Origin of the sequence: Arthrobacter sp. BL-252-APC-1A (assembly GCF_009696625.1) — a bacterium.
In the GTDB taxonomy this organism is placed as follows: domain Bacteria; phylum Actinomycetota; class Actinomycetes; order Actinomycetales; family Micrococcaceae; genus Arthrobacter_B.
Genome location: NZ_VULS01000004.1, coordinates 274186 through 297143 on the forward strand (window position 1 = coordinate 274186; position 22958 = coordinate 297143).

A 22958-nucleotide genomic window follows, 5' to 3' on the forward strand; every position below is an offset into this window, starting at 1 on the left:
GGCCGGCTTGTGCCGCCGCCCTGAACCCCCGGAGGAACCTGGAATCCCTAGAGGGACCGCATCACTGAAACGACCTTGCCCATGATGGTCGCGTGGTCGCCCATGATCGGCTCGTAGCGGGTGTTCTGCGGCAGGAGCCAGGTGTGGCCGTTGCGCTGCCGGAAGGTCTTGACCGTGGCTTCGTCGTCCAGGAGAGCGGCAACAATGTCCCCGTTTTCCGCCGTCTGCTGCCTGCGCACCACTACCCAGTCCCCGTCGCAGATGGCGGCGTCGACCATGGAGTCTCCGGAGACACGGAGCATAAACAGTTCGCCGTGCCCGACCAGCTGGCGGGGAAGCGGAACCATTTCCTCCACCACCTGCTCGGCCAGGATGGGCCCGCCGGCGGCGATCCGCCCAACAAGCGGGACCATTGCCGTGTCCACGGCTGTAGTGAGCTCAGTGACAGACGCAGCGGCGGTGCCGTCCGGTGCCGATGATTCGGTGCCCTGCGGCTCTTTGTGCATCAGCAGCGGGACCAGGATTTCCATGGCGCGGGGGCGCTTGGGATCGCGGCGGATGTAACCCATCTTCTCCAGCTGGCTCAGCTGATGCGTCACGCTGGAGAGGCTCGCCAGTCCCACGGTGTCGCCGATTTCGCGCATCGACGGCGGGTAGCCGTTGGTGCTTACCGACGCCTGGATGGTTTCGAGGATCTTCTTCTGCCGCGGGGTCAGCGCCCGGGGGCGCGAAGAATCAGCCGCAGCAGCGGCAGCCGGGCTGCCATCGGAGTTAGTCCTACGGGGCACTTCGGCTTCCCTTCGAGCGTTCCGGGCTAACCGGATTGGCGGCAATGTCAGTGGCGGGTGTTTCTCTTTACTCCGAACGGAACTGCCGGACTGGACACAAACACCCGCGGGCGGATGCAACTGTCCTGACCGGCAGCCAAACCGAAGGTTTCCTGCCGATACCCACGCTAGGGGAGCGGCAGGTCATTTTCAAACATTTGTTCGAGTGAGTCTCGACATCGTTCGTAGATAGATGCTAGAAAAGGAAACAGCAGGAATCGAATACATGTTCGATTCACGTACGCCAACTGTTCGAATCCAGTTTCGAAGCCGCGAGAATGCCGGCCGGGGGAACGGACTCGAGCCGGAAAGGTTTTGCCATGTCAGTTCAGTTCGCGGCACCCCGTGCTTCCCTGGGCCACATCCGCTCCGCCCGCTCCACCCCCGCGTCCTCCAACGCTGTCCGTCACCAGGATTCCACCAGGACTGCAGCGCCGCGCCGCGCAGCTGACTCCGGTCCGCTGCGGCTCACCCGCCGCGGCCGGCTCCTGCTCATCGGTGCTCCCGTCCTGCTGGGTGGGGCCGCGCTGCTCACCTTTATTGGCTTCTTCACCGCGCCTGCCCTGGCAGCGAGCGGCAGCGGGGAACTGACCCGGACCCAGCAGGTCAGCGTCAGCACCGGGGACAGCCTGTGGAGCCTCGCCACGGAATACGCTCCCGAACGGGACCCCCGGGCAGTGGTGGCAGACATCATGGAACTGAATAACCTCTCCGACGCGGTGGTTCCGGCCGGCGTGCAGCTCTACATCCCCGTCGCCGGCTAGTTTTCGGGGACAATACCGGCCGTCACGTTACTGCGGATTCTGCAGCCCGCCGGGCAGCGCCTTAAGCTGTACGGGTGACTGAACAGCTGGAAAAACTGAACCGACTTCCCCTGCGCGACGACCTGAGGGGCCAGACCCCCTACGGTGCGCCGCAGCTGGAAGTGCCGATCCTGCTGAACGTCAACGAGAACACCCACGGGCTGCCGCAGGAGGTCGCTGAGGCTATTGCGGACTCGGTACGCGACGCCGTAGCCGGGCTCAACCGCTACCCCGACCGGGAGTTCACCGAACTGCGCAAACGCCTCGCCGCCTATCTTGGCCACGGCCTGGCGATCGAAAACATCTGGGCAGGCAACGGGTCCAACGAAGTCCTCCAGCACATTCTGCAGGCATTCGGCGGGCCGGGCCGGACAGCAATGAGCTTTCCGCCCACCTACTCCATGTATCCGCTGCTTTCCAGCGGAACCGGCACCGCCTACCTGACCGGCGTCCGGGCAGTAGATTTCACCCTCAGCCCTGAATCAGCGGCAGAGCAGGTGCGGGTAGCCAAGCCGAACATTGTCTTCCTCTGCACCCCGAACAACCCCACGGGCACGGCCCTGGGCCTCGATGTGGTGGAAGCCGTCTATGAGGCAGGGAAGGCCAGCAATGCGATTGTCATCGTTGACGAGGCCTACGCCGAGTTCTCGCATGCCGGAACGCCCAGTGCCCTGCAGCTCCTGCCGGGCCGGGAACGACTGATCGTCTCCCGGACCATGAGCAAGGCGTTCGCGCTGGCAGGTGCACGCCTTGGCTACATGGCCGCGGCGCCGGAAGTTACCGATGCGCTCCGGCTGGTCCGCCTCCCGTACCACCTGTCCGCAGTCACCCAGGCAACAGCCAACGCTGCGCTGGCCCACGCCGGCTCGTTGCTTGCCAACGTTGAAGACATCAAGGGCCAGCGTGACCGGATCGTCGCAGAGCTGACCGAAATGGGCCTGCAGCCGGCGGAGTCGGATGCCAACTTCGTGCTCTTCGGCGGACTGGAGAACCCCCGGAAGGTCTGGCAGGGACTGCTCGACGCCGGTGTCCTCATCCGCGACGTAGGCATCCCCGGACACCTGCGCGTCACTGCCGGCACCGAAGCGGAAACCACTGCCTTCCTCTCCGCCCTGCGCAGCCTGCTCTCTGCGTAGCACCATGACGGCCCGGGCCAGGTGCGGCGTGAGTTCCCGGCGCCGCAAACACTAGACTGGTAACCAGACCGACTTCTTCCTAAGGAACCTTTATGACCGTGGAGACCGCCACCGGCCGCACGGCCCGCCTCGAGCGGACCACCAGCGAATCATCCGTGCTTGTAGAACTGGATCTGGACGGCACCGGCCGTTCGGATATCAGCACCTCGGTGCCGTTCTACGACCACATGCTGACGGCACTCTCGAAGCACTCCCTGATTGACCTGACCGTCAAGGCCACCGGGGACACCCACATCGACGCCCACCACACCGTGGAGGACGTCGCGATCAGCATCGGTGAGGCGCTGAAAACCGCGCTGGGCAACAAGGCCGGCATCCGCCGGTTCGGCGAAGCTACCGTGCCGCTGGATGAAGCCCTTGCCAACGCCGTCGTGGACATTTCCGGACGCCCCTACCTGGTGCACTCCGGTGAACCGGCCGGCCAGGAATACCACCTGATCGGCGGGCACTTCACTGGCTCCCTGACCCGCCACGTTTTCGAAGCGATCACGCTGCACGCCCAGATCTGCCTGCACATGAACGTGCTGGGCGGGCGCGATCCGCACCACATCGTCGAGGCACAGTTCAAGGCGTTTGCCCGTGCCCTCCGCGCCGCCGTCGAACCCGATCCCCGCGTCGAGGGCATCCCCTCCACGAAGGGCGCGCTGTGAGCCGCAACGTCACCGTCCTGGACTATGGCTCCGGGAACATCCACTCGGCCGTCCGGGCACTGGAGCGGGCAGGCGCCAGCGTCACGCTCAGTTCCAAGTCTGCTGACGTGCTCGAGGCCGACGGACTGGTCGTCCCGGGAGTCGGTGCCTTCGCAGCGGTGATGAAGGGACTCAGGGACGTAGACGCCCTGCGGATGATCGGACGCCGCGTCGCCGGCGGCCGGCCCGTGCTGGGCATTTGCGTTGGCCTGCAGGTCCTCTTTGATGAGGGAGTCGAGCACGGTGTGCGGACTCAGGGCATGGGCGAGTGGCCGGGCGTCGTGGAGCGCCTGGCAGCAGACGTCGTTCCGCACATGGGATGGAACACTGTCCAGGCTCCCGAAGGGTCCCGCCTGTTCGCCGGCATAGAGGATGAGCGGTTCTACTTTGTACACAGCTACGGCGTGCAGAAATGGGACTTCGACGTCACCCAGCCGGCCATGCAGCCGCCGCTGGTGACCTGGTCCAACCATGGCGGACCTTTTGTCGCCGCAGTGGAGAACGGTCCGCTCAGCGCCACTCAGTTCCACCCGGAAAAATCCGGTGACGCCGGCGCTGCCCTCCTCGAAAACTGGTTGAAGGGTCTGGGCTAAAGCCATGTGGAGTGTTGTTCTTATGGGCCTGGCCGGTCTGCTCATCGGCGGAGCCATCTCCTTCCGCCGGCAGGGCCTGCCGCGTTTCGTCACCATCAGTTTTTGGGTGCTCGCAGGAATGTCCCTGCTCGGCGCCTATGTCCTTACCCTCGGCCTCTGAGCCGGTACGTCACCGAAAGCAGGACCATGTCCCTCACAGAAACGCCCATCCTCGAACTGCTCCCCGCCGTGGACGTTGCCGACGGCCAGGCCGTCCGCCTGGTCCAGGGCGAGGCAGGTTCGGAGACCAGCTACGGCGACCCGCTGGACGCCGCCATGGCATGGCAGAACGACGGCGCGGAGTGGGTGCACCTGGTGGACCTGGACGCAGCCTTCGGCCGCGGCAGCAACCTGCCCCTGCTCAAGCGTGTTGTCGAAGCACTGGACATCAAGGTGGAGCTCTCCGGCGGCATCCGTGACGACGAGTCGCTGGACAAGGCCCTGGAGCTCGGTGCCCGCCGCGTCAACCTCGGCACCGCGGCCCTTGAAAATCCGGAGTGGACCGCCAGCGCCATTGCCCGCTACGGAGACGCGATCGCCGTCGGGCTTGATGTCCGCGGCACCACCCTGGCAGCCCGCGGCTGGACCAAGGAAGGCGGCGATCTCTGGGAGGTCCTGGCCCGCCTCGAAGATGCCGGCTGCCCCCGCTACGTAGTCACCGACGTCACGAAGGACGGCACCCTGCGCGGGCCGAACGTGGACCTGCTCCGCGACGTGCTCGCCCGGACCGACCGCCCGGTTGTTGCCTCCGGCGGCATCTCCAGCCTCGACGACCTGGCTGCCCTGCGTGAACTCGTGCCGCTGGGCCTGGAGGGAACGATCGTGGGCAAGGCGCTGTATGCCGGTGCCTTCACGCTTCCCCAGGCGTTCGACGTCGCGGGCCACCCGGAACGCTAGAAGCCATGGCCAAGCGCGAACTGCCCGGGCATATTGCGGCCGCCCTGGCTGCGGCCGGGGGACCGGCGGATTCAGCCGGTGTCCCCTGGGCCGGCCGAAGCCTCGAGGGCGAAGGCAACCCGCTGCACCGGTTCGACAAGGACGACGGCCAGCCCGACGCCGGCTACACCAGTGCTGTAGCGGCTCTCACGGCAGGAACCGGTTCGGAAGCCGACGTGGTCAGGTCGCTGGCCACGGCGCGGGTGTATGTGGCGATTATCGCGACGCTGGGGGAGGACGCCGAGTCCGCACACGGGCTGGCGGCGGACAAGGAAGCCGACCTTGCCCTTGTGACCCTTACCGCACCGGACGGACGCAAGGCACTGCCGGTTTTTTCCTCCGTTGATGCGCTGGCTCACTGGCACCCCGAGGCACGCCCGGTGGCGGTCTATGCGCCCCGGGCAGCGCTTTCGGCTGTCTCCGAGGAAGCCCAGCTGCTGGTGATTGATCCGGGCGGCGACATCACCTTCGTGGTGCGCCGGCCGGCCATGTGGGCACTGGCGCAGCAGCGCGAATGGGTGCCGTCCTATGAGGACGGGTCCCTGGCCGGAATAGTGTCCGATGCAGCGGCGCAGGAGTCGGCGGTACGCCAGGTCCGGCTCAGTGCCGGCACCGGCGTAACCTCCCGTACCGCAGGAGGTACGCTGGTTTCCGGCGGCGGCGCCGGGCCGGAACTGAGGATCACCCTCCAGTTGGCCCCAGGGCTTGACGCGGCTGGCGTCCAGTCCCTTGCAGCAGCCCTGCAGCAGCGCCTAGCCAGCCATCCAGAATTCGTTGAGCGCGTCGACTCCCTTGAAATGAAGATCACGCGCTGACCGGCCCAGGCGGGCCAGAAGAGAAGTGCAGTGAACTTTAGTGTTTACCGGGACCTGCTGGCCATTGTCCCGGTCCGCAGGGTGCTCCTTGTTGGTATGCTCGCCCGCTTCCCGCACGCAGCAGCGGGTGTGCTGCTGACCCTCCATGTGGTGCTGACCCTGGAGAAGGGCTACGCCGCAGCAGGTGCCGTGGCCGCACTTGTGACAATCGGCATTGCTGTTGGCGCACCGTGGCGCGGACGCCGCGTGGACAACGTTGGCTTGCGCAAGGCCCTGATTCCCTCCGTGATTTCCGAAGCTGTCATCTGGTCGGTTGCGCCGCACGTGAGCTACGAATGGCTGCTTGTCCTGGCGCTGATCGGCGGCCTGTTTACGCTGCCCGTCTTCAGCGTGGTCCGCCAGTCGCTCGGCGTTCTCGCCAAAGGAGACAAGCGGCGGACGGCGTTCACCCTGGACTCGATCGCCACGGAAGTCGTGTATATGGGCGGTCCCGCCGTTGGTGCCGTCCTGGCGACCTCCGTCTCCACCGCCGTCGGCCTTACCCTGGTGGGAATCTGTACGGCAGGCGCCGGCTTGTTCCTTATGTGGTTCAACCCGCCCACCCGTTCCGAGACGCTGGAGCTGCCGGACCACGACGTCGAAGCGGCCGCTGCCGCAGTGGTCAGTTCGGCCCCGGCGCACCTAAGCGAGCCGGCTGCCGAACTTACCCAGGCGGCCGGTGCAGCCGCTGAGGAAGAGGATCCAAACCTGCGCCGAGGCCTGCTGGCCCGGGTCGCCGCCGGCTTCTCCTGGATGACCCTCAGCGTTGCAGTGGTGTTCGCGGTAGCCGCCGGTGCCGGCCTGCTGCTGGCGGGCAGCGACGTCGGCATCGTGGCATCGGTGGAAGCCTCCGGAAATCCCGGACAGCTGGGGATCGTCTTCGCCGTGTGGTGCTTCGCCTCGCTGATTGGAGGCCTCGTTTACGGAGCGATGAAGCGGCGTATTTCGCCGATGCTCCTGCTGCTGGCCATGGCAGTGCTGACCCTGCCCATGTCCCTGGCCACGGATACGATCAGCCTTGCCCTGCTCTCAATTCCCGGCGGCCTGCTGTGTGCACCGGTGCTGTCCGCGGCCTCGGAACGCGTGGCTGACCTGGTCCCGGAGGAGCGCCGCGGAGAAGCCATGGGCTGGTACGGCTCGGCCCTCACCACGGGCACCGCGATTGGTGCGCCGCTGGTGGGTATGGCGATCGACTTTGTGGGCCCGTGGGCCGGATTCGCCTTCGCGGGCACGGCCGCTGCCCTCCTGGTACTGATTACCCTTGGGACCCGTGCCGTGGTGAACTCGCGGCGCGTCCGCGTCTAGCTGCCGCAGACACAAAAGAGCCCGAAGAGCATGCTCTTCGGGCTCTTTGGGTATCTGAATCAGTTGACGGGGCCGGTGAACTTCTCGCCCGGTCCCTGGCCCGGGGCGTCCGGAACCATGGAAGCCTCACGGAAGGCCAGCTGCAGGGAGCGCAGGCCGTCGCGCAACGGACCGGCGTGCTGGCTGCCGATCTCCGGTGCGGCAGCGGTGACGAACCCTGCGAGTGCGGTGATCAGCTTGCGGGCCTCGTCCAGGTCCTTCAGGTCTTCAGCGTCGGCGCCTTCGGCCAGCCCGCACTTAACGGCAGCTGCGCTCATCAGGTGGACGGCTGCGGTGGTGATAACTTCCACGGCGGGCACCTCGGCGATGTCACGGACCTGCGCGGAGACGGGTGCCTCTGCGTGGCTGTGTGCTTCTTCGGTGGTTCCGGGGAAGGAATGGCGGGCAGAATCGCCAGCCGGATTGCTCTGTGGGGTACTCATACTGGTAAGCTTGTCACAGACCGACCGGTAGACGTTATTTACGGCAGCTCGCGGCAGCTGGGGAAACTCAGCAAAGTGGGCTGCTTTTGTAAGTAACAGGACCGGTATGCAAGCGGAGACTCTCCCACCCGCGTCAGCCTGATTAATCCAGCCTAACGGCAGGATCAGAGTTGCCGGGTTCTGGTCGGCCCTTCCAGGGCAGCACCTTCGGGTGGCTGCGAAGGAAAGTGCGCAGCGAAAGCCGTGCCGGCCGATCCCCGAGGCCTCCGATTGCGCGTGCAATTGGGGGCCTTCTTCAGTTGCAGGCGGTAGCCGTTTTGAGTCAAACAGGAGCTGCAACATTAGCGAGCCAAGAATCAATGATCGGATCCGTGTCCCTGAGGTGCGGTTGGTAGGACCTGCCGGGGAACAGGTAGGTGTGGTCCGGATCGAGGACGCCCTGCGACTGGCTGCGGAGTCCGACCTGGATCTTGTTGAGGTAGCACCGCAGGCGAAGCCCCCGGTGTGCAAACTAATGGACTTCGGCAAGTACAAGTACGAAGCCGCAGTCAAGGCACGTGAGGCACGCAAGAACCAGACCAACACGGTCCTCAAGGAAATCCGTTTCCGCCTCAAGATCGACACCCACGACTACGAGACCAAGCGCGGGCACGCCCTCCGCTTCCTCGGCGCGGGTGACAAGGTCAAGGCCATGATCCAGTTCCGCGGACGTGAGCAGCAGCGCCCTGAAATGGGCATCCGCCTGCTGCAGAAGTTCGCCGAAGACGTCGCCGAGGTCGGTGTGGTTGAATCCAGCCCCCGCATCGACGGCCGGAACATGGTCATGGTGATCGGCCCCCTGAAGAACAAGGCAGAAGCCAAGGCTGAAGCCCGCCGCGCCTCACAGCGCGCCGAGGCAAAGGCCGCCAACGAAGCCGCCAAGAAGGGCGAAGCCCCGGCACGGGTTGATACCAGTGCCGAAAAGGCCCCGATGACGCAGAGCCTGGCAGACCTCCTGCCGGACGGCCTGCGTCTTGGCTCCTCCGCAGCAGAGGCCGACAAGGCCCGTGCTGAGAAGGAAAAGGCCGAGAAGGAAAAGGCAGCCCAGGCAGCCAAGGCTGCAGCAGACAAGTCTGCCGCAGATGCCCGCCGTGCGGAGGAAGCAGCCAAGGCTGCAGCCGCCAAGCCGGCACAGGCTGCCAAGCCGGCAGCAGCAGCTCCTGCTGCAGCCAAGCCGGCTGAAGCGCCGAAGCCGATGGCAGTGCCCAAGCCGACGGCCGTCAAGCCGTCCGCGCCGAAGCCTGCTGCCCGGCCGAAGCCGGCCGCCGCGCCCAAGCCTGCTGGCAAGGCACCCTCACAGGGAGCCTCCGGCCAGAAGAAGCCTGGTACTGCGGAGTAAGCCACCGCGCAAACCGCTAAGAACGCCCAGGCGTCCCTAGGAAACCCTGGCACCCGTTACAGGTGCCCATATCCCCGCGGGTTCGTACCGCGGAAACTATAAGGAGATCGGTTCCCATGCCGAAGATGAAGACCCACAGTGGCGCCAAGAAGCGCTTCAAGCTGACCGGCACCGGCAAGCTCAAGCGCCAGCAGGCCAACCGCCGCCACTACCTGGAGCACAAGTCCTCCCGCCTGACCCGCCGTCTCGCCGGTGACAAGATCGTCACCCCGGGCGAGGCCAAGGTCATCAAGAAGATGCTCGGCAAGTAACCATCTTTTTCGGGCGGTCCGGCATAGGGACTGCTCCACCAATCAACTAACTTTCCCGCGGCCCAGGACGGGCCGCAGCACCGGTAGTGTGCGCGGGACTATTTCTAAGGAGTACGCACGTGGCACGTGTGAAGCGGGCGATTAACGCCCATAAGAAGCGTCGGGTAATCCTCGAGCGCGCAAAGGGCTACCGCGGACAGCGTTCGCGCCTGGTCCGCAAGGCCAAAGAGCAGCTGCTGCACTCGTATGTGTACAGCTACGGCGACCGCCGCAAGCGCAAGGGTGACTTCCGCCGCCTGTGGATCCAGCGCATCAACGCTGCTTCCCGCGCCAACGGCCTCACCTACAACCGCCTGATCCAGGGCCTGAAGGCTGCTGAGATCGAGGTTGACCGCCGTATGCTCGCCGAGCTGGCCGTGAACGACGCCAACGCGTTCGCCACCCTGGTTCAGGTTGCCAAGGATGCCCTGCCGTCCGACACCTCCGCTCCGGCTGCCGCTGCAGCTCCGGTTGCGAAGAAGCCTGCTGCCAAGGCTGCTGCAAAGAGCGCTCCGGCTGCGACTGCCACTGTTGTTGACGGCGGCTTCAAGGCCTCCGAAGGCGAAGCTCCTGAGGGCTACGTCATCAAGGGTGCCGCAACCGGCAAGTACCACGTTCCGGGTTCCACCTGGTACGAGCAGACCGAAGCTGAGTACTGGTTCAACTCCGTGGAAGCAGCCAAGGCTGCCGGCCTGGAGCCTGCTGGCGGCGAAAACCGCCAGAAGTTCCAGGGCTAATTTCGGTACCTGCTGAATATGTTTGACGCCGGACGCTCCCCAGCGCCGCTGATGTCCAATCCCCGAGCTGATCGGGTGAAGGAAGCAGCGAAGCTGGCGGGGCGTCCGGCGCGTTTAAAGACCGGCCGTTTCCTGGCCGAAGGTCCGCAGGCCGTCCGTGAGGCGCTCGTTGCCCACCGCGACGCGCTGGCAGCAGGCCGTCCCGGCGTCGTCGTCGAGGCCTACGCGACCCAGGCGTGTCTCGAGCGTCTCCCGGAGCTTGAAGAACTCGCTGAGGGCGCGGCACTGCGCCTGGCCACGGATGAAGTGCTGGCGGCCATGGCGGATACGGTCTCACCGCAGGGAATTGTGGCCGTCTGCCGCATCCCGTCGCCTACCCTGCAGGATGTCCTTGGCACCCGGCCGAAGCTGCTGGCGGTTATGTGCGAGGTGCGTGATCCGGGCAACGCGGGGACCATCCTGCGTGCCGCAGACTCTGCCGGAGCGGATGCCGTTGTGCTGACTGCCTCCAGCGTGGATATCTACAACCCCAAAGCCGTGCGCTCCACCGTAGGCTCCCTGTTCCATTTGCCGGTTGTCACCGGCGTCGAGTTCGAGGAACTGGCTGAAGCCGTGAAGGAAGCCGGGATTACCGTTCTTGCTGCCGACGGCTATGGCAGCGAGGACCTCGACGCGCTGCAGGACGCCTCTGCGCTGCGTCGCCTGGCGCCGGAGGCCGCGGACCCTGCGGCTGCCGGACCCCGCCTCGAAAACCCGACAGCCTGGCTGTTCGGCAACGAAGCCCAGGGACTCTCCGATACTGAACTCTCGTCCGCTGATTTCCGTGTGGCGGTCCCCGTCTACGGGCAGGCCGAAAGCCTCAACGTGGGCACGGCAGCCACCGTCTGCCTTTACGCCTCAGCCCGGGCCCAGAACCGCTGACACGAACCTGCAGGCACCCGCGGCCAGCACGGGCGGAGCCCGCTAGTGCGACGTAGACGGTGCGGGCTCAGCAGGCTCATCCTGGAGCGGTGCGGTCACCGAACGGCGACGGTCCAGGGCCCCGCTGAGCAGCGCCACTCCGAGTCCCAGCAGGGCCAGAACGGCCCCAACGATTGCAGGGGAGCGGAAGCCCCAGCCCCAGGCGATAACCAGGCCGCCGGCCATGGCGCCCAGCGCGTTGGCCATGTTCAGGGCGGCGTGATTCAGTGACGACGCCAGCGATGCCGCTCCGGGCGAAACGTCCAGAAGCCGGGTCTGCAGGGCCGGTGTCAGTGCGGAACCAATAGCGCCCACCAGGAAGACCAGCACGATCGCTCCTGCCTTGTACTGCACACCCCAGGCGTACAAGGCCAGGATCAGGACGGTGCCGGCCAGGACGGCGTAGATGCTGCCCATCACGGAGCGGTCGGCGATCCGGCCGCCCACAATGTTGCCCACTACCTGGCCCACACCGTAAAGCCCAACGATTAGCGGCAGCACTCCCATGGAGAAACCCGCAACTTCGGTCATGGTGGGGGAGATGTAGGTGTAGACCGCGAAGAATCCGCCGAAACCGACGGTGCCCACAAGGAGGGCCAGCCACATCTGCATGCGGCGCAGGGCGCTCAGCTCACGTTTGATGCTGGCATCCGGGTGCGCGGCCTGGAACGGCACGAACCATGCCACCAGAGCGACAGTCAGCAGGGCAATGGCGCCCACCAGGACGAACATCCAGCGCCAGCCGGCCAGTTGTCCCAGCCAGGTGGCGAAGGGCACTCCGATCACGTTGGCGATGCTCAGCCCGAGCATGACCATCGAGATTGCCCAGCCGCGTTTTGTGGGTGCCACCAGGGAGGCCGCGATGACGGCCGCGACGCCGAAGAAGGCACCGTGCGGCAGCCCCGAGAGGAACCGGGTGACCAGCAGCCACCCGTAGTCCGGGGCAATGAAGGAAGAGAGATTGGCTACGGCGAAGAATGCCATCAGTCCCAGGGCCAGCCACTTGCGGGGCATCTTGGCACCGGCGGCTGCAAGAAGAGGCGCACCAACAACGACGCCGAGGGCGTAAGCGGAGATGACGTGCCCGCCTTCGGGGACGGAGACACCCAGTTCGGCGACCATCTCCTGGAGCAGTCCCATAATGGCGAACTCGGTGGTGCCGATGGCAAAGCCGCCGGCGGCAAGGGCGGTGATGGCCAGGGAAACGTTGCGGGTTTTGGGCGTCGCTACGCGCAGGGAAGGCATAAGTGCGGGGGGGCTTTCAGATCAGCGGTTGCCGCGGAGCCGTGAAAAGGCACGGTCGCGTTTGGCGGGCCCGTGGCCAGGGCGAAGACTGAACGCTGCCGTGGACCGGGGGCCAAACGGCCACGATGCCGTTCCTTCCAATTCTAGGACAGCGGGCACCGTAGACTCGATCTGTGTCGAATTCAGAACTGAAGCAGGTAGTCGGAGCCGCCATCGTCGATGATCTGGCGCAGCCACGGAGCCTGCTGGCCGCCCGCCGGACCGCGCCCGAAGCCTATGCCGGGATGTGGGAGTTTCCCGGGGGCAAGGTTGAGCCGGGGGAGTCCTGCGAAGCTGCCCTGCACCGTGAGCTCACCGAAGAACTGGGCATTGAGGTGGTTCTGGGCGCCGAGGTAGCCGGACCGCTGCACCAGGGCTGGCCCCTGAACGCCAAAGCCGCGATGCGGGTATGGCTGGTTGAGGTTTCCGCCGGAAAGCCTGAGCCGCTCGAGGACCATGATGAGCTGCGCTGGGTCCGCCTTGATTCCCCGGAACTGGCGCACCTGGCCTGGATTCCCGCTGACCTTCCCATCGTTTCCGCGGTGCTCCGGGCGGCCGGAGTAGAGAACCCTTCCCTGTAGCTGAGGCGTCCGGCGGGAACCGCCTGCGTCATCCTGCCAGGACGCTGTCCATTTGCGCCATGGCCGATGCCGCGCCTTCCACGGCACCCATGCTGATCTGTTCCTCCATCTGGTTCCGGTCCGCAAAGGACGTCACCATCTCCATCACGGTGCCTGCGCCGCTGCCGGAGAACGTGACCGAGGCCGTGGAAACCGGCATGTCCAGCCGCCGCGTTCCGTCTTTGTCCGCAAAACCGTCCCGGAACTGCAGATGTGTCACCGGGTCTACAGACGTCATGTCCCACCAGCCGTGATATGTCTCGCCGTCGGGGCCTGTCATGAAATACGTGACTGCTCCGCCCGGAAAGAAATCGTGCTGCTGGACCGTGGCGGGGTGGGTTGGCGGACCCCACCAGCGTTCGAGCTTCCGGGGATCCGCCCACAGCTCCCAGACCTGTTCAGGCGAGGCGTCAAAGTCTGCCAGTGCAGTGATGGTCAGCGCGTCATAGTCCTTGTCGATGCTTCTCAGGCTCATGATGGTTCGTCCCTTCAGGGTTTTTCCTGGCGCCGGAGTGCTGTGCCAGCAGTTCCGACATCCGGTTCAGCCGTCCTTCCCAGGCTTCTGCCAGCGCATCCAGTGCCAGGCGGGCCTGCTCAACGGCATCCGGCGTGGTGCACACGAGCTGTTCCCGCCCGCGGCGCTCCTTGGTGACCAGGCCCGCCGCCTCAAGGACCGCAACGTGTTTCTGCACTGCCGCGAAACTCATGGGGTAGGCCTCGGCCAGCCGGGAAACCGACAACTCCCCGGCTACAGCACGCCGCAGTATGTCGCGGCGGGTGCTGTCGGCCAAAGCGTGGAACAGTCGGTCCACGGCTTCTTCAGGCAACGTATCTACAACCATTTGGTTGTAACTTAGGACTCGCCGCGGCACCGGGTCAAGACCTCCGGAGAAATTAGAAGAGAGTGCCGGCTGCCACGGGCAGGCCCGCCGCAGTTTTCGGGGCTGGCCGGGCTGCACCCCGTGTGGCGAGGAACTGGTTCTTGCCGGCGAACCCGTGACGCTTTTTGAAATGGGTGATTCGTCCCGCGAGCCACTGGCGGTATTCCTTCGATGCGTACGTGCCGCCGTCGTACAGCTGGTCGTAGCGTGCCGAAAGCTGGGGATAGTCGCGCGCGAGCCATTCCCTGTACCATTCGCGCGCTCCCGGGCGAAGGTGCAGGGCGCCGGCCGTGACCGACGTGGCGCCGGCGTCCGCCAGTGCGGAAAAGAGTGCGTCCAGCGACTCGTCCCCGTCGGTCAGCCACGGCAGGATCGGCATGGCCATCACATTGCAGTCCATGCCGGCATCCCGGATGCGCCGGATCAGGTCCAGCCGCGCTTTGGGTGACGGGGTTCCGGGCTCTACCTGGTGGGCCAGGTCCGGATCCAGCAGGGCGAGGGAGATTCCCATGCTGATGCTGGTCTGTTGTGCCGCCTCCGCCAGGAGCGGCAGATCGCGGGCGAGGAGGGTTCCCTTGGTCAAGATGGAGAAGGGAGTTCCGCTGTCCGCCAGCGCCCGGATGATGTCCGGCATGAGCTTGTAGCGGCCCTCGGCCCGCTGGTACGGATCGGTGTTGGTGCCCATGGCCACGTGTTCGTACTGCCAGGACGGCTTGGCGAGTTCCTTCCGCAGAACCTCGCCGGCGTTGGTTTTGACTACGAGCTGGCTGTCAAAGTCGGCACCGGTATCCAGGTCCAGGTAGCTGTGTGTCTTCCGGGCGAAGCAGTAAACGCAGGCGTGGCTGCAGCCCCGGTAGGGATTCACCGTCCAGCCGAACGGCATGGAGGAAGTCTTCGGAACCTTGTTCAGGACGGATTTCGCGAGGACCTCGTGAAAAGTCACGCCCGCGAATCCCGGTGTCTGTACTGACCGGACCAGCCCCTGCAGGGGGAGCAGCGCGTCAGCGGACGGCGCTGCTTTTGGTTCCTGTTCCTGCCATCTCATGCGACCAATTAGAACATACGTTCGAATTATGGCCTACCCCTCACCCTCATCGAGATAGCAGAAACTGCACGTTAGGCACCCCTATTCGGGCACTTTCTGCCATCTCGATGAGGGGAAGAAGGAGGGGGCCGGTAGCCGCCGTCGGCCAGCCCGGCCAGGACTTCAAAAATGTTCGACGACGCCGGGTCCCCGGTCCGCAGCCGGGAGTAGCCCGCAGCAGCAAAGTAGAGCGGCAGGAACGCGAGTCCAAGCACGGCGTACTGGGAGCTGTGCCCGGCCTCGTGGCGCAGCAGCGTGGAGGCGGGCGCGGCGTCGAACGCCTGGGCAACGCGGGAACGGTAGAGGATCACGTTCCCGACGGTGAACGCCGCTGCGTGCGGAAGGCCCAGCTTCCAGCCCCCGGCCAGCAGCAGCCCGCCAGGGCCGCGATGCACCGGCACCCCGCCGATTCGGGCAACCAGGAGGCCGGCCGCCGTCGTGCCGTTGACCAGATTCAGTGCGCGGCGCATTGCCTGTCTACGGGACAAACACTGCCGGGCAAGGCTCATGCTGCCCATGGTAAGTGAGCGGACGGTCTTCACACTGCCCGGGCGGACGGCGTTAGTTGGTTAGACTGGTAGCCGCAGGCTGCGTACCTTTGCCTGCAGCATCCCTTTTGCTTTCACCCACATCAACACGGCCGGAAACAGGTAAGAACGGTACATGTCGAATTCCATACCGGGGACGGACTCCCCAGACAACGCGGCACCCAATCCGCTTGATGAGACAGCGATAGCCGCTGCCGTTGAATCAGCGCTCGCCGCGATCAGCTCCGCAGCCGACCTGGATGCCCTCAAGGACGTCCGCATCGCCGTGACCGGCGAGAAGTCCCCGCTGTCCCTGGCCAACCGCCAGATCGGATCGCTGCCCAAGGACCAGAAAGCCGCCGCCGGCAAGGTTGTTGGCCCGGCCCGCGGACGAATCAACCAGGCGCTCGCCGCCCGCACCGTTGAGCTTGAAGCTGAGCGTGATGCCCGGATCCTCGTCGAGGAAGCCGTAGACGTCACCGCAGCTCCGCGCCGCCGCCGCATGGGCGGACGCCACCCGCTCTCCACCCTGCAGGACCGCGTCAGCGACATCTTCGTGGGCATGGGCTGGGAAATCGCCGAGGGTCCCGAGGTTGAATCCGAATGGTTCAACTTCGACGCCCTGAACTTCAAGCCGGACCACCCTGCCCGCGAAATGCAGGACACCTTCTTTGTGGAGCCCCCCGAAGCGCACCTGGTGATGCGCACGCACACCTCCCCGGTGCAGGTCCGTTCAATGCTCGAGCGCGACCTGCCGATCTACGTGCTGTGTCCCGGCAAGGTGTTCCGCACCGATGAACTCGACGCCACGCACACCCCGGTGTTTCACCAGTTCGAGGGCCTCGCGATCGACAAGGGCCTCACCATGGCAGACCTGGTCGGCACCCTGGAGCACTTCACCCGTGTGCTCTTCGGCGACGAAGCCAAGGTACGGCTGCGCCCGAACTACTTCCCGTTCACCGAGCCCAGCGCCGAGCTGGACATCTGGCACCCCGGCGCCAAGGGCGGTCCGCGCTGGATCGAGTGGGGCGGCTGCGGCATGGTCAACCCCAACGTGCTGCGCGCCGCGGGAATCGACCCCGAGGTCTATTCAGGTTTTGCCTTTGGCATGGGCATTGAGCGTGCCCTCATGTTCCGCAACGAAGTATCCGACATGCGGGACATGATCGAAGGCGACGTACGTTTCAGCGAACACTTCGGGATGGAGATCTAAGTGAGAATCCCACTTTCCTGGCTGCGCGAGTACGCCCAGGTGCCGGCGGATGCAACCGCCGAAGACGTGATGGCAGAGCTGGTCAAGGTTGGCCTGGAGGAAGAGGACGTCCACCGTCCCACCGACGAACTGCAGGGCCCGATCGTGGTCGGCCAGGTGCTCTCCAAGGAGCCCGAGCCGCAGAAGAACGGCAAGACCATCAACTGGTGCTCCGTCCGGGTGGTGCCGGAGGGCGCTGAGCAGACGCTGACCGGTGACGGCATTGACCCGTCCGGCGTGCAGGGCATCGTCTGCGGCGCGCACAACTTCGAGGTGGGGGACAAGGTTGTTGTCACCCTGCCCGGCGCCGTGCTGCCCGGTGATTTCCGGATCAGCCCGCGCAAGACCTACGGCCACGTTTCCGCCGGCATGATCGCCTCCGTGCGTGAACTCGGCATCGGCGAAGACCACGACGGCATCCTGGTGCTCTCCACCCTGGGACTTGATCCCGAGGTCGGCACCGACGCGATGGAGCTGCTGGGCCTCTACGACCAGGCGGCGGAAATCAACGTCACCCCGGACCGCGGCTACGTCTTCTCCATCCGCGGCGCTGCCCGCGAGTACGCCCACGCCACCGGCACCAAGTTCACCGACCCCGCCGCCACGGTGGAGGTTCCGGAAGCCGACGGCGCCGGGTACCCGGTGCGCCTGGCCGACGAAGCCCCGATCTACGGCAAGGCCGGCTGCGACCGCTTCGTGGCCCGCACCGTCCGCGGCGTCGACCCGTCCCGCCCGACCCCTCCGTGGATGTCATCGCGCCTGCGCCTGGCTGGAATGCGCTCCATTTCGCTGGTGGTGGACATCTCCAACTACGTGATGCTCGAGCTCGGCCAGCCGCTGCACTTCTACGACCTGGACAAGCTCACGGGCGAGATCGTGGTCCGCCGCGCCAACCCGGGCGAGACCCTGAAGACCCTCGATGACAAGGTCCGCACGCTGGACCCCGAGGACCTGCTGATCACTGACGGCTCCGGTGCCATTGGCATCGCCGGCGTGATGGGCGGCAATGCCACCGAGGTCTCCGACGCCACACAGAACGTCCTGATTGAGGCCGCCCACTTCGAGGAAGTCTCGATTGGCCGTTCGCGCCGCCGCCACAAGCTCCCGTCCGAGGCGTCCAAGCGCTTCGAGCGCGGCGTTGACTGGTACGTCGCGGACATCGCTGCCCAGCGCGCCGTCGACCTCCTGGTGGAACTGGCCGGCGGCACCGCCGACGAATCCATCACCGACGCCGGAACCGCACCGGAAACCCGCAGCATCTTCCTGCCGGCGGACTTCCCGGCCAGGCTGATCGGCCTGGAGTTCACCGAGGACCAGATCACCGGCACGCTCACCGATTTGGGCGCAGACGTTGAAAAGGCCGACGGCGGCTTCCGGGTAGTTCCCCCGAGCTGGCGGACCGACCTGGAAACCTGTGAGGACCTCACCGAGGAAATCATCCGGCTGGTGGGCTACGACAAGATTCCCTCCACCCTTCCGGTTGCTCCTCCCGGCCGCGGCTTGACCCGCGTCCAGCAGCAGCGCCGCCGGCTGCAGCAGTCCCTCGCGGCGTCGGGCCTCACCGAAGTGCTGTCCTACCCCTTCGTCACCGAAGCGGACAACAACACCTTCGGCACCCCGGTGACCGGCGAAGAACGCCCGGCCGTGAAGCTTGCCAACCCGCTCTCCGCCGAGTTCGGCTACCTGCGCACCTCGGTGCTGCCGGGCCTGTTCGACGTCGCCAAGCGGAACCTCTCGCGCGGCTTCCGGGACCTGGCGCTCTTCGAATCCGCACTGGTGTTCCTTCCCGGTGAGCAGAACGGCACCGAGTCGATTCCGCCGCTGGGTGTCAAGCCCTCCGAAGAGGTCCTCGACGGCCTCTACAACGGAATCCCGGACCAGCCGCTGCATATCGGCGTGCTTTTCACCGGCCACGAATCACCCGCCAGCGCCGGCCACACCCCGCGTGCCTGGGACTGGGCCGACGCCGTCGACACCGCCCGGCTCATGGGCGACGTGCTCGGCGTCGAACTGGTGATCAGCCAGGGTGAACACCAGGCCTTCCACCCGGGACGCACCGCCAAGATCTCGCTGCGCAGCGGCGAAACCGTGGGCTACGCGGGCGAACTGCACCCGAAGCTGCTCGCGGCCCGGGACATGCCGGCCCGCACCGTGGCGCTGGAGCTCGACGCCGATGCACTGTTCGATGCTGCTCCGGACGTCATCGTGGCGAAGGAAATCTCCACATACCCGGCCACCACGCAGGATGTCGCGCTCATTGTGGGCGAAGACATCCCAGCAGAGTACGTGCTGGAAACCCTGCGTGAAGGTGCCGGCGACCTGCTGGAAGACATCGCGCTGTTCGACGTCTACACCGGCAAGGGCATCGAGCCGGGGCACAAGTCCCTCGCCTTTGCCCTGCGGTTCCGCGCCGATGACCGCACGCTGACCGCCGACGAGGCCTCCGAATCCCGGGCCGCCGCCGTCGCGCTGGCTGCCGAGCGTTTTGGTGCCGTGCAGCGGTAGTTCCACCTGAAAAAGCGCAGAGCCCCGCCGGAATCTTCCGGCGGGGCTCTGCGTTTTTTTGCTAGCTTGTAGGGGGTGAATACTCTTTCCCGCCCCGGCACCTGGTACCTCTTCGACTACGGCATGGTGATCTCTGCCGCGCCGCTCCCGGAAGACTGGGATGCGCTCCGGAACGCCACCGGCATGGATCTGCAGCCTGCGTCGAGTCCTTATTGGGCCACCCGGCTGGAGTACGACGGCGGTGAGCTAAGTCCCGCGGATTACTGGGCTTCGGTGCTCGGCCGGCGTGTGGACGAAGAGGAGCTGGCGCGGCTCGAAGAATTGGACGCCCGGCAGTGGTCCCGGCTCAATCCGCACACCCTGAAAGTGCTGGAGTTCCTGGCGGGGGAGGGCGCGCAGCTGGCGCTGCTCTCAAACATGCCGGCGGAGATGTCTTACCGGTACGAGTCGGAGTCGTCCTGGCCGGCGTTCTTTGCTGCCCGCTACTTCAGCGGCCGGCTGGGCATGGTCAAACCGGATGAGCGGATCTACCGGCACGTCCTTGACGGCCTGGGTGCAGCCCCCGAAGACGTGGTCTTCATTGACGACAATCCGGCGAATATCGAAGCTGCCAAGGCGTTGGGCATGCAAGTGGTGCTGCACACGGAGGGCACGGACCTGCGTCAGGAACTGGCTCTGCTCGCCGATCCGGCCTAGCCGCTCCTCGAAGTGCACCCGACGGCGAGCCACCAGGCCAGCGCTTCGTCGTCAGCGATGACGTTCATGGGTACGTTCATCCATCCTTCGCCCATCGGCCGGCCCACGCCCATGTAGGCGGGCTGTCCGCCTGCGCTCAGCAGTTTCCGGTACTGGGACGGGTCAACGCGCACCAGCAGGTCTCCGTCCCTGCCCGCCGAGACAGCCAGCTGCCCGTCCACCATAAAAGCCACGCCGCCGAACATTCGTTTCTCCCGGACGTCTGGGAGAGAGGACAGGTTATGCCGGATGCGCTGTGCCAGCGCGTCTCGTGCGGTGTCCGTCTCCATGGCAGGCAGCCTCTCCGTGCGGGGTGTCCTAGCGGGGCTAGCGGGGCAGCTTCCTGTCCGCTACCAGGAACTGGGCGCTTGCCCCAGATCCGACCAGCAAAAGCCCGGCTGCTATCCAACCGTGCCCCGGAATCAGGCTGACGTAAACAGCCATGGCCACGATAAATGCCATAAACGCGCAGGCAGCTGCCATGTGCCGGCGCGCGGGCTGAAGGGTACGAACCTTGTCCTGCCTGCTGGTGGCACGCCTGTCCCGGAGAACCAGGATTACCGTGTTCAGTCCGAAAACGATCAACACCAGCTGGGCGAACTGGGCGTCCGGCGGGAGACCGATGAGGTTGCCGCACAGAACACCCGCAACGGCGAGTGTGATGCTGCCGACGTCCAGCATCGTGACGCTGTCCCGGTCCTCAGCGCTCATCATGGGGCCAAGTCTCGCACATTCCAGCAGGGCTCGCGCTACGGGGCCTCCGGCGGGTCGATGCTGAAGAGTTCACCCGGTGTAGTCCGGAGCGCATCGCAGACAGCCGTCAGGGTGGTGAAGCGAATGGCCTTGGCCTTGTTCGTTTTGAGGATGGACAGGTTTGCCAAGGTTATGCCGGTGAGCCTGGAAAGTTCAGTCAGGGTCATTCCCCGCTGGAGCAGTACGCGGTCCAAATGGCACACGACCCTGTGTTCGCTGCCTGGCGCGGGATCGGATGGGGTCTGAGTCTCAGACAAGTCCGTCGTTCTCTTCCTGCAGTCTGCCGCCGGCTTTGAAAGCGCTGGAAAGCGCCAGTCCAACGACCCCGCTCGTGATAATGAAATACGGCCACCGGGGAGCGTCGGTGCTGATCACGGCGTAGTCTGCGCCGAGGGGGAAATCTCCGGTGCTGAAGTCGCTCGCTACCTCAAAGACGGCCCGGTTTGCCGTAGCGTCGAGCGTGCCGTACAGAAGCCCAGCTCCAATCAGGAGAAAGCTAAGGGCCAGTAGATTCTTCCGTGCCCGTGCTGTGAACGGCCGTCCGGCAGAGATTTCCCGCAGGACTCTCGCTATGAGGAACGCGGCCACCAGTGCCAGGACAATGTAAAGCAGCGCAGGGGTCGCACACAGCACGCGCAGCCACAGCGGAATATCCACCAGATAGCCAACTGCACCCTCACGGAGTTCCGCCTGATTGATTTGGGGGAGCATAACGAGCTGCACCCGCGGATCAGCACCCCCGAAGGCCAACGGAGTCCGGCCGGAGAGCGTAACGAATGACTCAACAGCACTCCCGAGTACTGCGAGCCCGGCAACGAGCCAAACCGAGATCACCGCCAACTGGACGGACTTCGGTTTTCTGGTGTGCGTCACGTTCGCCATCATTCCCCATATCGATTGTCAATAATATTGATAAACGATATGACGGGTTCGTGCGGATGGCAACACTGTCAACAGAATCGGGATCGCTCCGGTTTGTGCAGATCCCTCCGCCGCGAACCGGAGCGTTTGGGACAAAGCGGAGCGAAACCAAGAAAACGGCCAGCGGGGACGCTGACGAAGCCTGCCCACCAACAAAGGGTCGGCCGGCCTACGGAACCAGCAGCACCTTGCCGGTCGTCTTCCGGCCCTCAAGGTCCTCATGCGCACGGGCAGCGTCGGCCAGAGGATAGGTGGCACCAATCCGGACATCCAGGGTTCCGGCCTCCACCATTTCGAACAGCTCGCGCGCACGCCACTGCCGCTCCTCGGCGCTGAGCAGGTAATCCCTTATGGTCGGCCGGGTCAGGTAGAGCGAGCCCAGGGCGTTCAGCCGCTGGATGTCGAACGGAGGCACCTGGCCCGACGCTCCGCCGAACAGCACCATCATTCCGCGCGGACGAAGGCTGGCCAGGGAACCGTCGAACGTGGCCTCGCCGACGCCGTCGAACACCACGTCCACGCCGCGCCCGTCCGTCAGCTCGCGGACCCGGTCAGCGAAACCGTCGTAGCGCAGAACGTGGTCCGCGCCGGCCGCCGAGGCCAGCGCTTCCTTCTCGTCCGTGGAAACCGTGGTGATTACCGTGGCGCCCTTAGCCTTCAGGAGCTGGGTCAGCAGAAGGCCGACTCCGCCGGCACCGGCATGGGTCAGGACGGTTTCCCCGGACTGGACCGGATAGGTGGAGTTGCACAGGTAATGCGCCGTCATACCCTGCAGCGGAAGAGCGGCAGCCACTTCGCTGCTCACGTTGCGGGGCACGGGCAGTGCCTTGGAAGCATCCAGCAGCATGTATTCCGAATAGGCGCCGCCGCCTTCCGCCGTCGCCACCCTGTCTCCATCGCTGAAAGCGGCGACGTCCATACCCGTCTGGACCACGGTTCCCGCAGCCTCCGAACCGGGGATGAAGGGGTAGTTCATCTTGTAGACGCCGCTGCGCTGGTACGTGTCGATGAAGTTCACGCCGGCGGCAGCGACCTTCACCAGCAGTTCGTTGGGGCCGGGAACCGGAAGATCCACGTCTTCATAGCGCAGGATTTCGGGTCCGCCCGCTTTCGGGACGACAATGGCCTTATGCATGGAATGCCTCTTCCGATGGTTTGGCGGCTGTAACCGGGTTCACGACCTTCGAACCCATCGTAGGGCGGCAGCCGCCGGGAGGCACGGATCCAGGCCCGCCGGAGTCACATTG

At 65.5% G+C, this 22958-nt stretch carries 28 protein-coding genes; 16 read left to right on the forward strand and 12 right to left on the reverse strand.

Going from position 1 to position 22958, the window contains the following annotated elements:
- Nucleotides 1-47 precede the first annotated feature (47 nt).
- Nucleotides 48-716: a transcriptional repressor LexA gene (gene lexA, locus FYJ28_RS08670; protein WP_152969985.1), complete on the reverse strand. Its 669-nt coding sequence runs from the start codon at nt 714-716 to the stop codon at nt 48-50.
- Between the two features lie 431 nt (nt 717-1147).
- Here lexA and FYJ28_RS08675 point away from each other — a divergent pair, with 431 nt between their 5' ends.
- The 8 genes from FYJ28_RS08675 to FYJ28_RS08705 all read left to right on the forward strand — a co-directional run bounded on the left by FYJ28_RS08675 (nt 1148) and on the right by FYJ28_RS08705 (nt 7242).
- Nucleotides 1148-1591, forward strand: coding sequence for a LysM peptidoglycan-binding domain-containing protein (locus FYJ28_RS08675; protein WP_082413440.1), 444 nt, complete (start codon nt 1148-1150; stop codon nt 1589-1591).
- Between the two features lie 74 nt (nt 1592-1665).
- Nucleotides 1666-2766 (forward strand): histidinol-phosphate transaminase, encoded by a 1101-nt coding sequence (locus tag FYJ28_RS08680; protein WP_326831612.1) that lies wholly within the window; start codon nt 1666-1668, stop codon nt 2764-2766.
- A 92-nt stretch (nt 2767-2858) separates the two neighbouring features.
- A complete protein-coding gene (gene hisB / locus FYJ28_RS08685; protein ID WP_055240474.1) occupies nt 2859-3476 on the forward strand; it encodes an imidazoleglycerol-phosphate dehydratase HisB in 618 nt (205 codons plus the stop codon).
- Nucleotides 3473-4108, forward strand: a complete 636-nt coding sequence (gene hisH / locus FYJ28_RS08690; RefSeq protein WP_055240475.1) for an imidazole glycerol phosphate synthase subunit HisH — start codon at nt 3473-3475, stop codon at nt 4106-4108. The genes hisB and hisH overlap by 4 nt, the downstream gene beginning before the upstream one ends.
- Before the next feature lie 4 nt (nt 4109-4112).
- A complete protein-coding gene (locus tag FYJ28_RS17115; RefSeq protein ID WP_195840634.1) occupies nt 4113-4268 on the forward strand; it encodes a hypothetical protein in 156 nt (51 codons plus the stop codon).
- Between the two features lie 26 nt (nt 4269-4294).
- A complete protein-coding gene (gene priA, locus FYJ28_RS08695; RefSeq protein ID WP_055240476.1) occupies nt 4295-5044 on the forward strand; it encodes a bifunctional 1-(5-phosphoribosyl)-5-((5-phosphoribosylamino)methylideneamino)imidazole-4-carboxamide isomerase/phosphoribosylanthranilate isomerase PriA in 750 nt (249 codons plus the stop codon).
- Nucleotides 5045-5049: 5 nt separating this feature from the next.
- The gene (locus FYJ28_RS08700) at nt 5050-5898 is read left to right on the forward strand and encodes an SseB family protein (RefSeq protein WP_154579001.1); all 849 of its coding nucleotides are present in this window, start codon (nt 5050-5052) and stop codon (nt 5896-5898) included.
- A gap of 30 nt (nt 5899-5928) precedes the next feature.
- Nucleotides 5929-7242, forward strand: coding sequence for an MFS transporter (locus FYJ28_RS08705; RefSeq protein WP_326831613.1), 1314 nt, complete (start codon nt 5929-5931; stop codon nt 7240-7242).
- A 59-nt stretch (nt 7243-7301) separates the two neighbouring features.
- Here FYJ28_RS08705 and FYJ28_RS08710 read toward each other — a convergent pair whose 3' ends face one another.
- Complete coding sequence (locus FYJ28_RS08710) at nt 7302-7724, reverse strand: DUF1844 domain-containing protein (protein ID WP_152969920.1); 423 nt, start codon at nt 7722-7724, stop codon at nt 7302-7304.
- Nucleotides 7725-8106: 382 nt separating this feature from the next.
- Between FYJ28_RS08710 and infC the strand changes: the two genes are divergently transcribed.
- The 4 genes from infC (at nt 8107) to FYJ28_RS08730 (ending at nt 11110) form a co-directional block, all read left to right on the forward strand.
- The gene (gene infC, locus FYJ28_RS08715; protein ID WP_055240479.1) at nt 8107-9102 is read left to right on the forward strand and encodes a translation initiation factor IF-3; all 996 of its coding nucleotides are present in this window, start codon (nt 8107-8109) and stop codon (nt 9100-9102) included.
- Nucleotides 9103-9218: 116 nt separating this feature from the next.
- Entirely contained in the window at nt 9219-9413 is a 195-nt protein-coding gene (gene rpmI, locus FYJ28_RS08720) for a 50S ribosomal protein L35 (RefSeq protein WP_055240480.1), read from the forward strand.
- Between the two features lie 119 nt (nt 9414-9532).
- A complete protein-coding gene (rplT, locus tag FYJ28_RS08725; protein ID WP_055240481.1) occupies nt 9533-10189 on the forward strand; it encodes a 50S ribosomal protein L20, sunset domain variant in 657 nt (218 codons plus the stop codon).
- Nucleotides 10190-10207: 18 nt separating this feature from the next.
- Nucleotides 10208-11110: a TrmH family RNA methyltransferase gene (locus FYJ28_RS08730; protein ID WP_154579003.1), complete on the forward strand. Its 903-nt coding sequence runs from the start codon at nt 10208-10210 to the stop codon at nt 11108-11110.
- A 42-nt stretch (nt 11111-11152) separates the two neighbouring features.
- On the opposite strand, the gene FYJ28_RS08735 is transcribed toward FYJ28_RS08730, so the two are convergent.
- Nucleotides 11153-12394 (reverse strand): MFS transporter, encoded by a 1242-nt coding sequence (locus tag FYJ28_RS08735; RefSeq protein ID WP_154579004.1) that lies wholly within the window; start codon nt 12392-12394, stop codon nt 11153-11155.
- 173 nt (nt 12395-12567) lie between these two features.
- Between FYJ28_RS08735 and FYJ28_RS08740 the strand changes: the two genes are divergently transcribed.
- Nucleotides 12568-13014, forward strand: coding sequence for a (deoxy)nucleoside triphosphate pyrophosphohydrolase (locus FYJ28_RS08740; protein WP_326831614.1), 447 nt, complete (start codon nt 12568-12570; stop codon nt 13012-13014).
- A gap of 28 nt (nt 13015-13042) precedes the next feature.
- Here the strand turns inward: FYJ28_RS08740 and FYJ28_RS08745 are convergent, their stop codons facing one another.
- The 4 genes from FYJ28_RS08745 to FYJ28_RS08760 form a co-directional block, all read right to left on the reverse strand.
- Entirely contained in the window at nt 13043-13528 is a 486-nt protein-coding gene (locus FYJ28_RS08745; protein WP_154579005.1) for an SRPBCC family protein, read from the reverse strand.
- Complete coding sequence (locus FYJ28_RS08750; RefSeq protein WP_154579006.1) at nt 13497-13895, reverse strand: ArsR/SmtB family transcription factor; 399 nt, start codon at nt 13893-13895, stop codon at nt 13497-13499. Before FYJ28_RS08750 ends, FYJ28_RS08745 begins: the two co-directional genes overlap by 32 nt.
- A gap of 52 nt (nt 13896-13947) precedes the next feature.
- Nucleotides 13948-14979, reverse strand: a complete 1032-nt coding sequence (locus tag FYJ28_RS08755; RefSeq protein ID WP_154579007.1) for an Rv2578c family radical SAM protein — start codon at nt 14977-14979, stop codon at nt 13948-13950.
- Nucleotides 14980-15050: 71 nt separating this feature from the next.
- Nucleotides 15051-15488: a hypothetical protein gene (locus tag FYJ28_RS08760; protein WP_229780343.1), complete on the reverse strand. Its 438-nt coding sequence runs from the start codon at nt 15486-15488 to the stop codon at nt 15051-15053.
- A gap of 193 nt (nt 15489-15681) precedes the next feature.
- On the opposite strand from FYJ28_RS08760, the gene pheS reads away from it, so the two are divergent.
- From pheS to FYJ28_RS08775, 3 genes are all read left to right on the forward strand, one after another.
- Nucleotides 15682-16758, forward strand: coding sequence for a phenylalanine--tRNA ligase subunit alpha (pheS, locus tag FYJ28_RS08765; RefSeq protein WP_154579008.1), 1077 nt, complete (start codon nt 15682-15684; stop codon nt 16756-16758).
- Entirely contained in the window at nt 16759-19302 is a 2544-nt protein-coding gene (pheT, locus tag FYJ28_RS08770; RefSeq protein ID WP_326831615.1) for a phenylalanine--tRNA ligase subunit beta, read from the forward strand.
- Nucleotides 19303-19377: 75 nt separating this feature from the next.
- A complete protein-coding gene (locus FYJ28_RS08775) occupies nt 19378-19998 on the forward strand; it encodes an HAD family hydrolase (RefSeq protein ID WP_326831616.1) in 621 nt (206 codons plus the stop codon).
- Here the strand turns inward: FYJ28_RS08775 and FYJ28_RS08780 are convergent.
- The 5 genes from FYJ28_RS08780 to FYJ28_RS08800 form a co-directional block, all read right to left on the reverse strand.
- On the reverse strand, nt 19995-20327 hold the full coding sequence (locus FYJ28_RS08780; RefSeq protein WP_154579009.1) for a TfoX/Sxy family protein: 333 nt from the start codon (nt 20325-20327) through the stop codon (nt 19995-19997). The genes FYJ28_RS08775 and FYJ28_RS08780 overlap by 4 nt on opposite strands.
- Before the next feature lie 37 nt (nt 20328-20364).
- The gene (locus FYJ28_RS08785) at nt 20365-20751 is read right to left on the reverse strand and encodes a hypothetical protein (RefSeq protein ID WP_154579010.1); all 387 of its coding nucleotides are present in this window, start codon (nt 20749-20751) and stop codon (nt 20365-20367) included.
- A gap of 35 nt (nt 20752-20786) precedes the next feature.
- Nucleotides 20787-20993 (reverse strand): helix-turn-helix domain-containing protein, encoded by a 207-nt coding sequence (locus tag FYJ28_RS08790; RefSeq protein ID WP_326831621.1) that lies wholly within the window; start codon nt 20991-20993, stop codon nt 20787-20789.
- A 46-nt stretch (nt 20994-21039) separates the two neighbouring features.
- The gene (locus FYJ28_RS08795) at nt 21040-21663 is read right to left on the reverse strand and encodes a DUF2975 domain-containing protein (protein ID WP_195840635.1); all 624 of its coding nucleotides are present in this window, start codon (nt 21661-21663) and stop codon (nt 21040-21042) included.
- 217 nt (nt 21664-21880) lie between these two features.
- Nucleotides 21881-22846: a quinone oxidoreductase family protein gene (locus FYJ28_RS08800; protein WP_154579012.1), complete on the reverse strand. Its 966-nt coding sequence runs from the start codon at nt 22844-22846 to the stop codon at nt 21881-21883.
- Between the last annotated feature and the right edge of the window lie 112 nt (nt 22847-22958).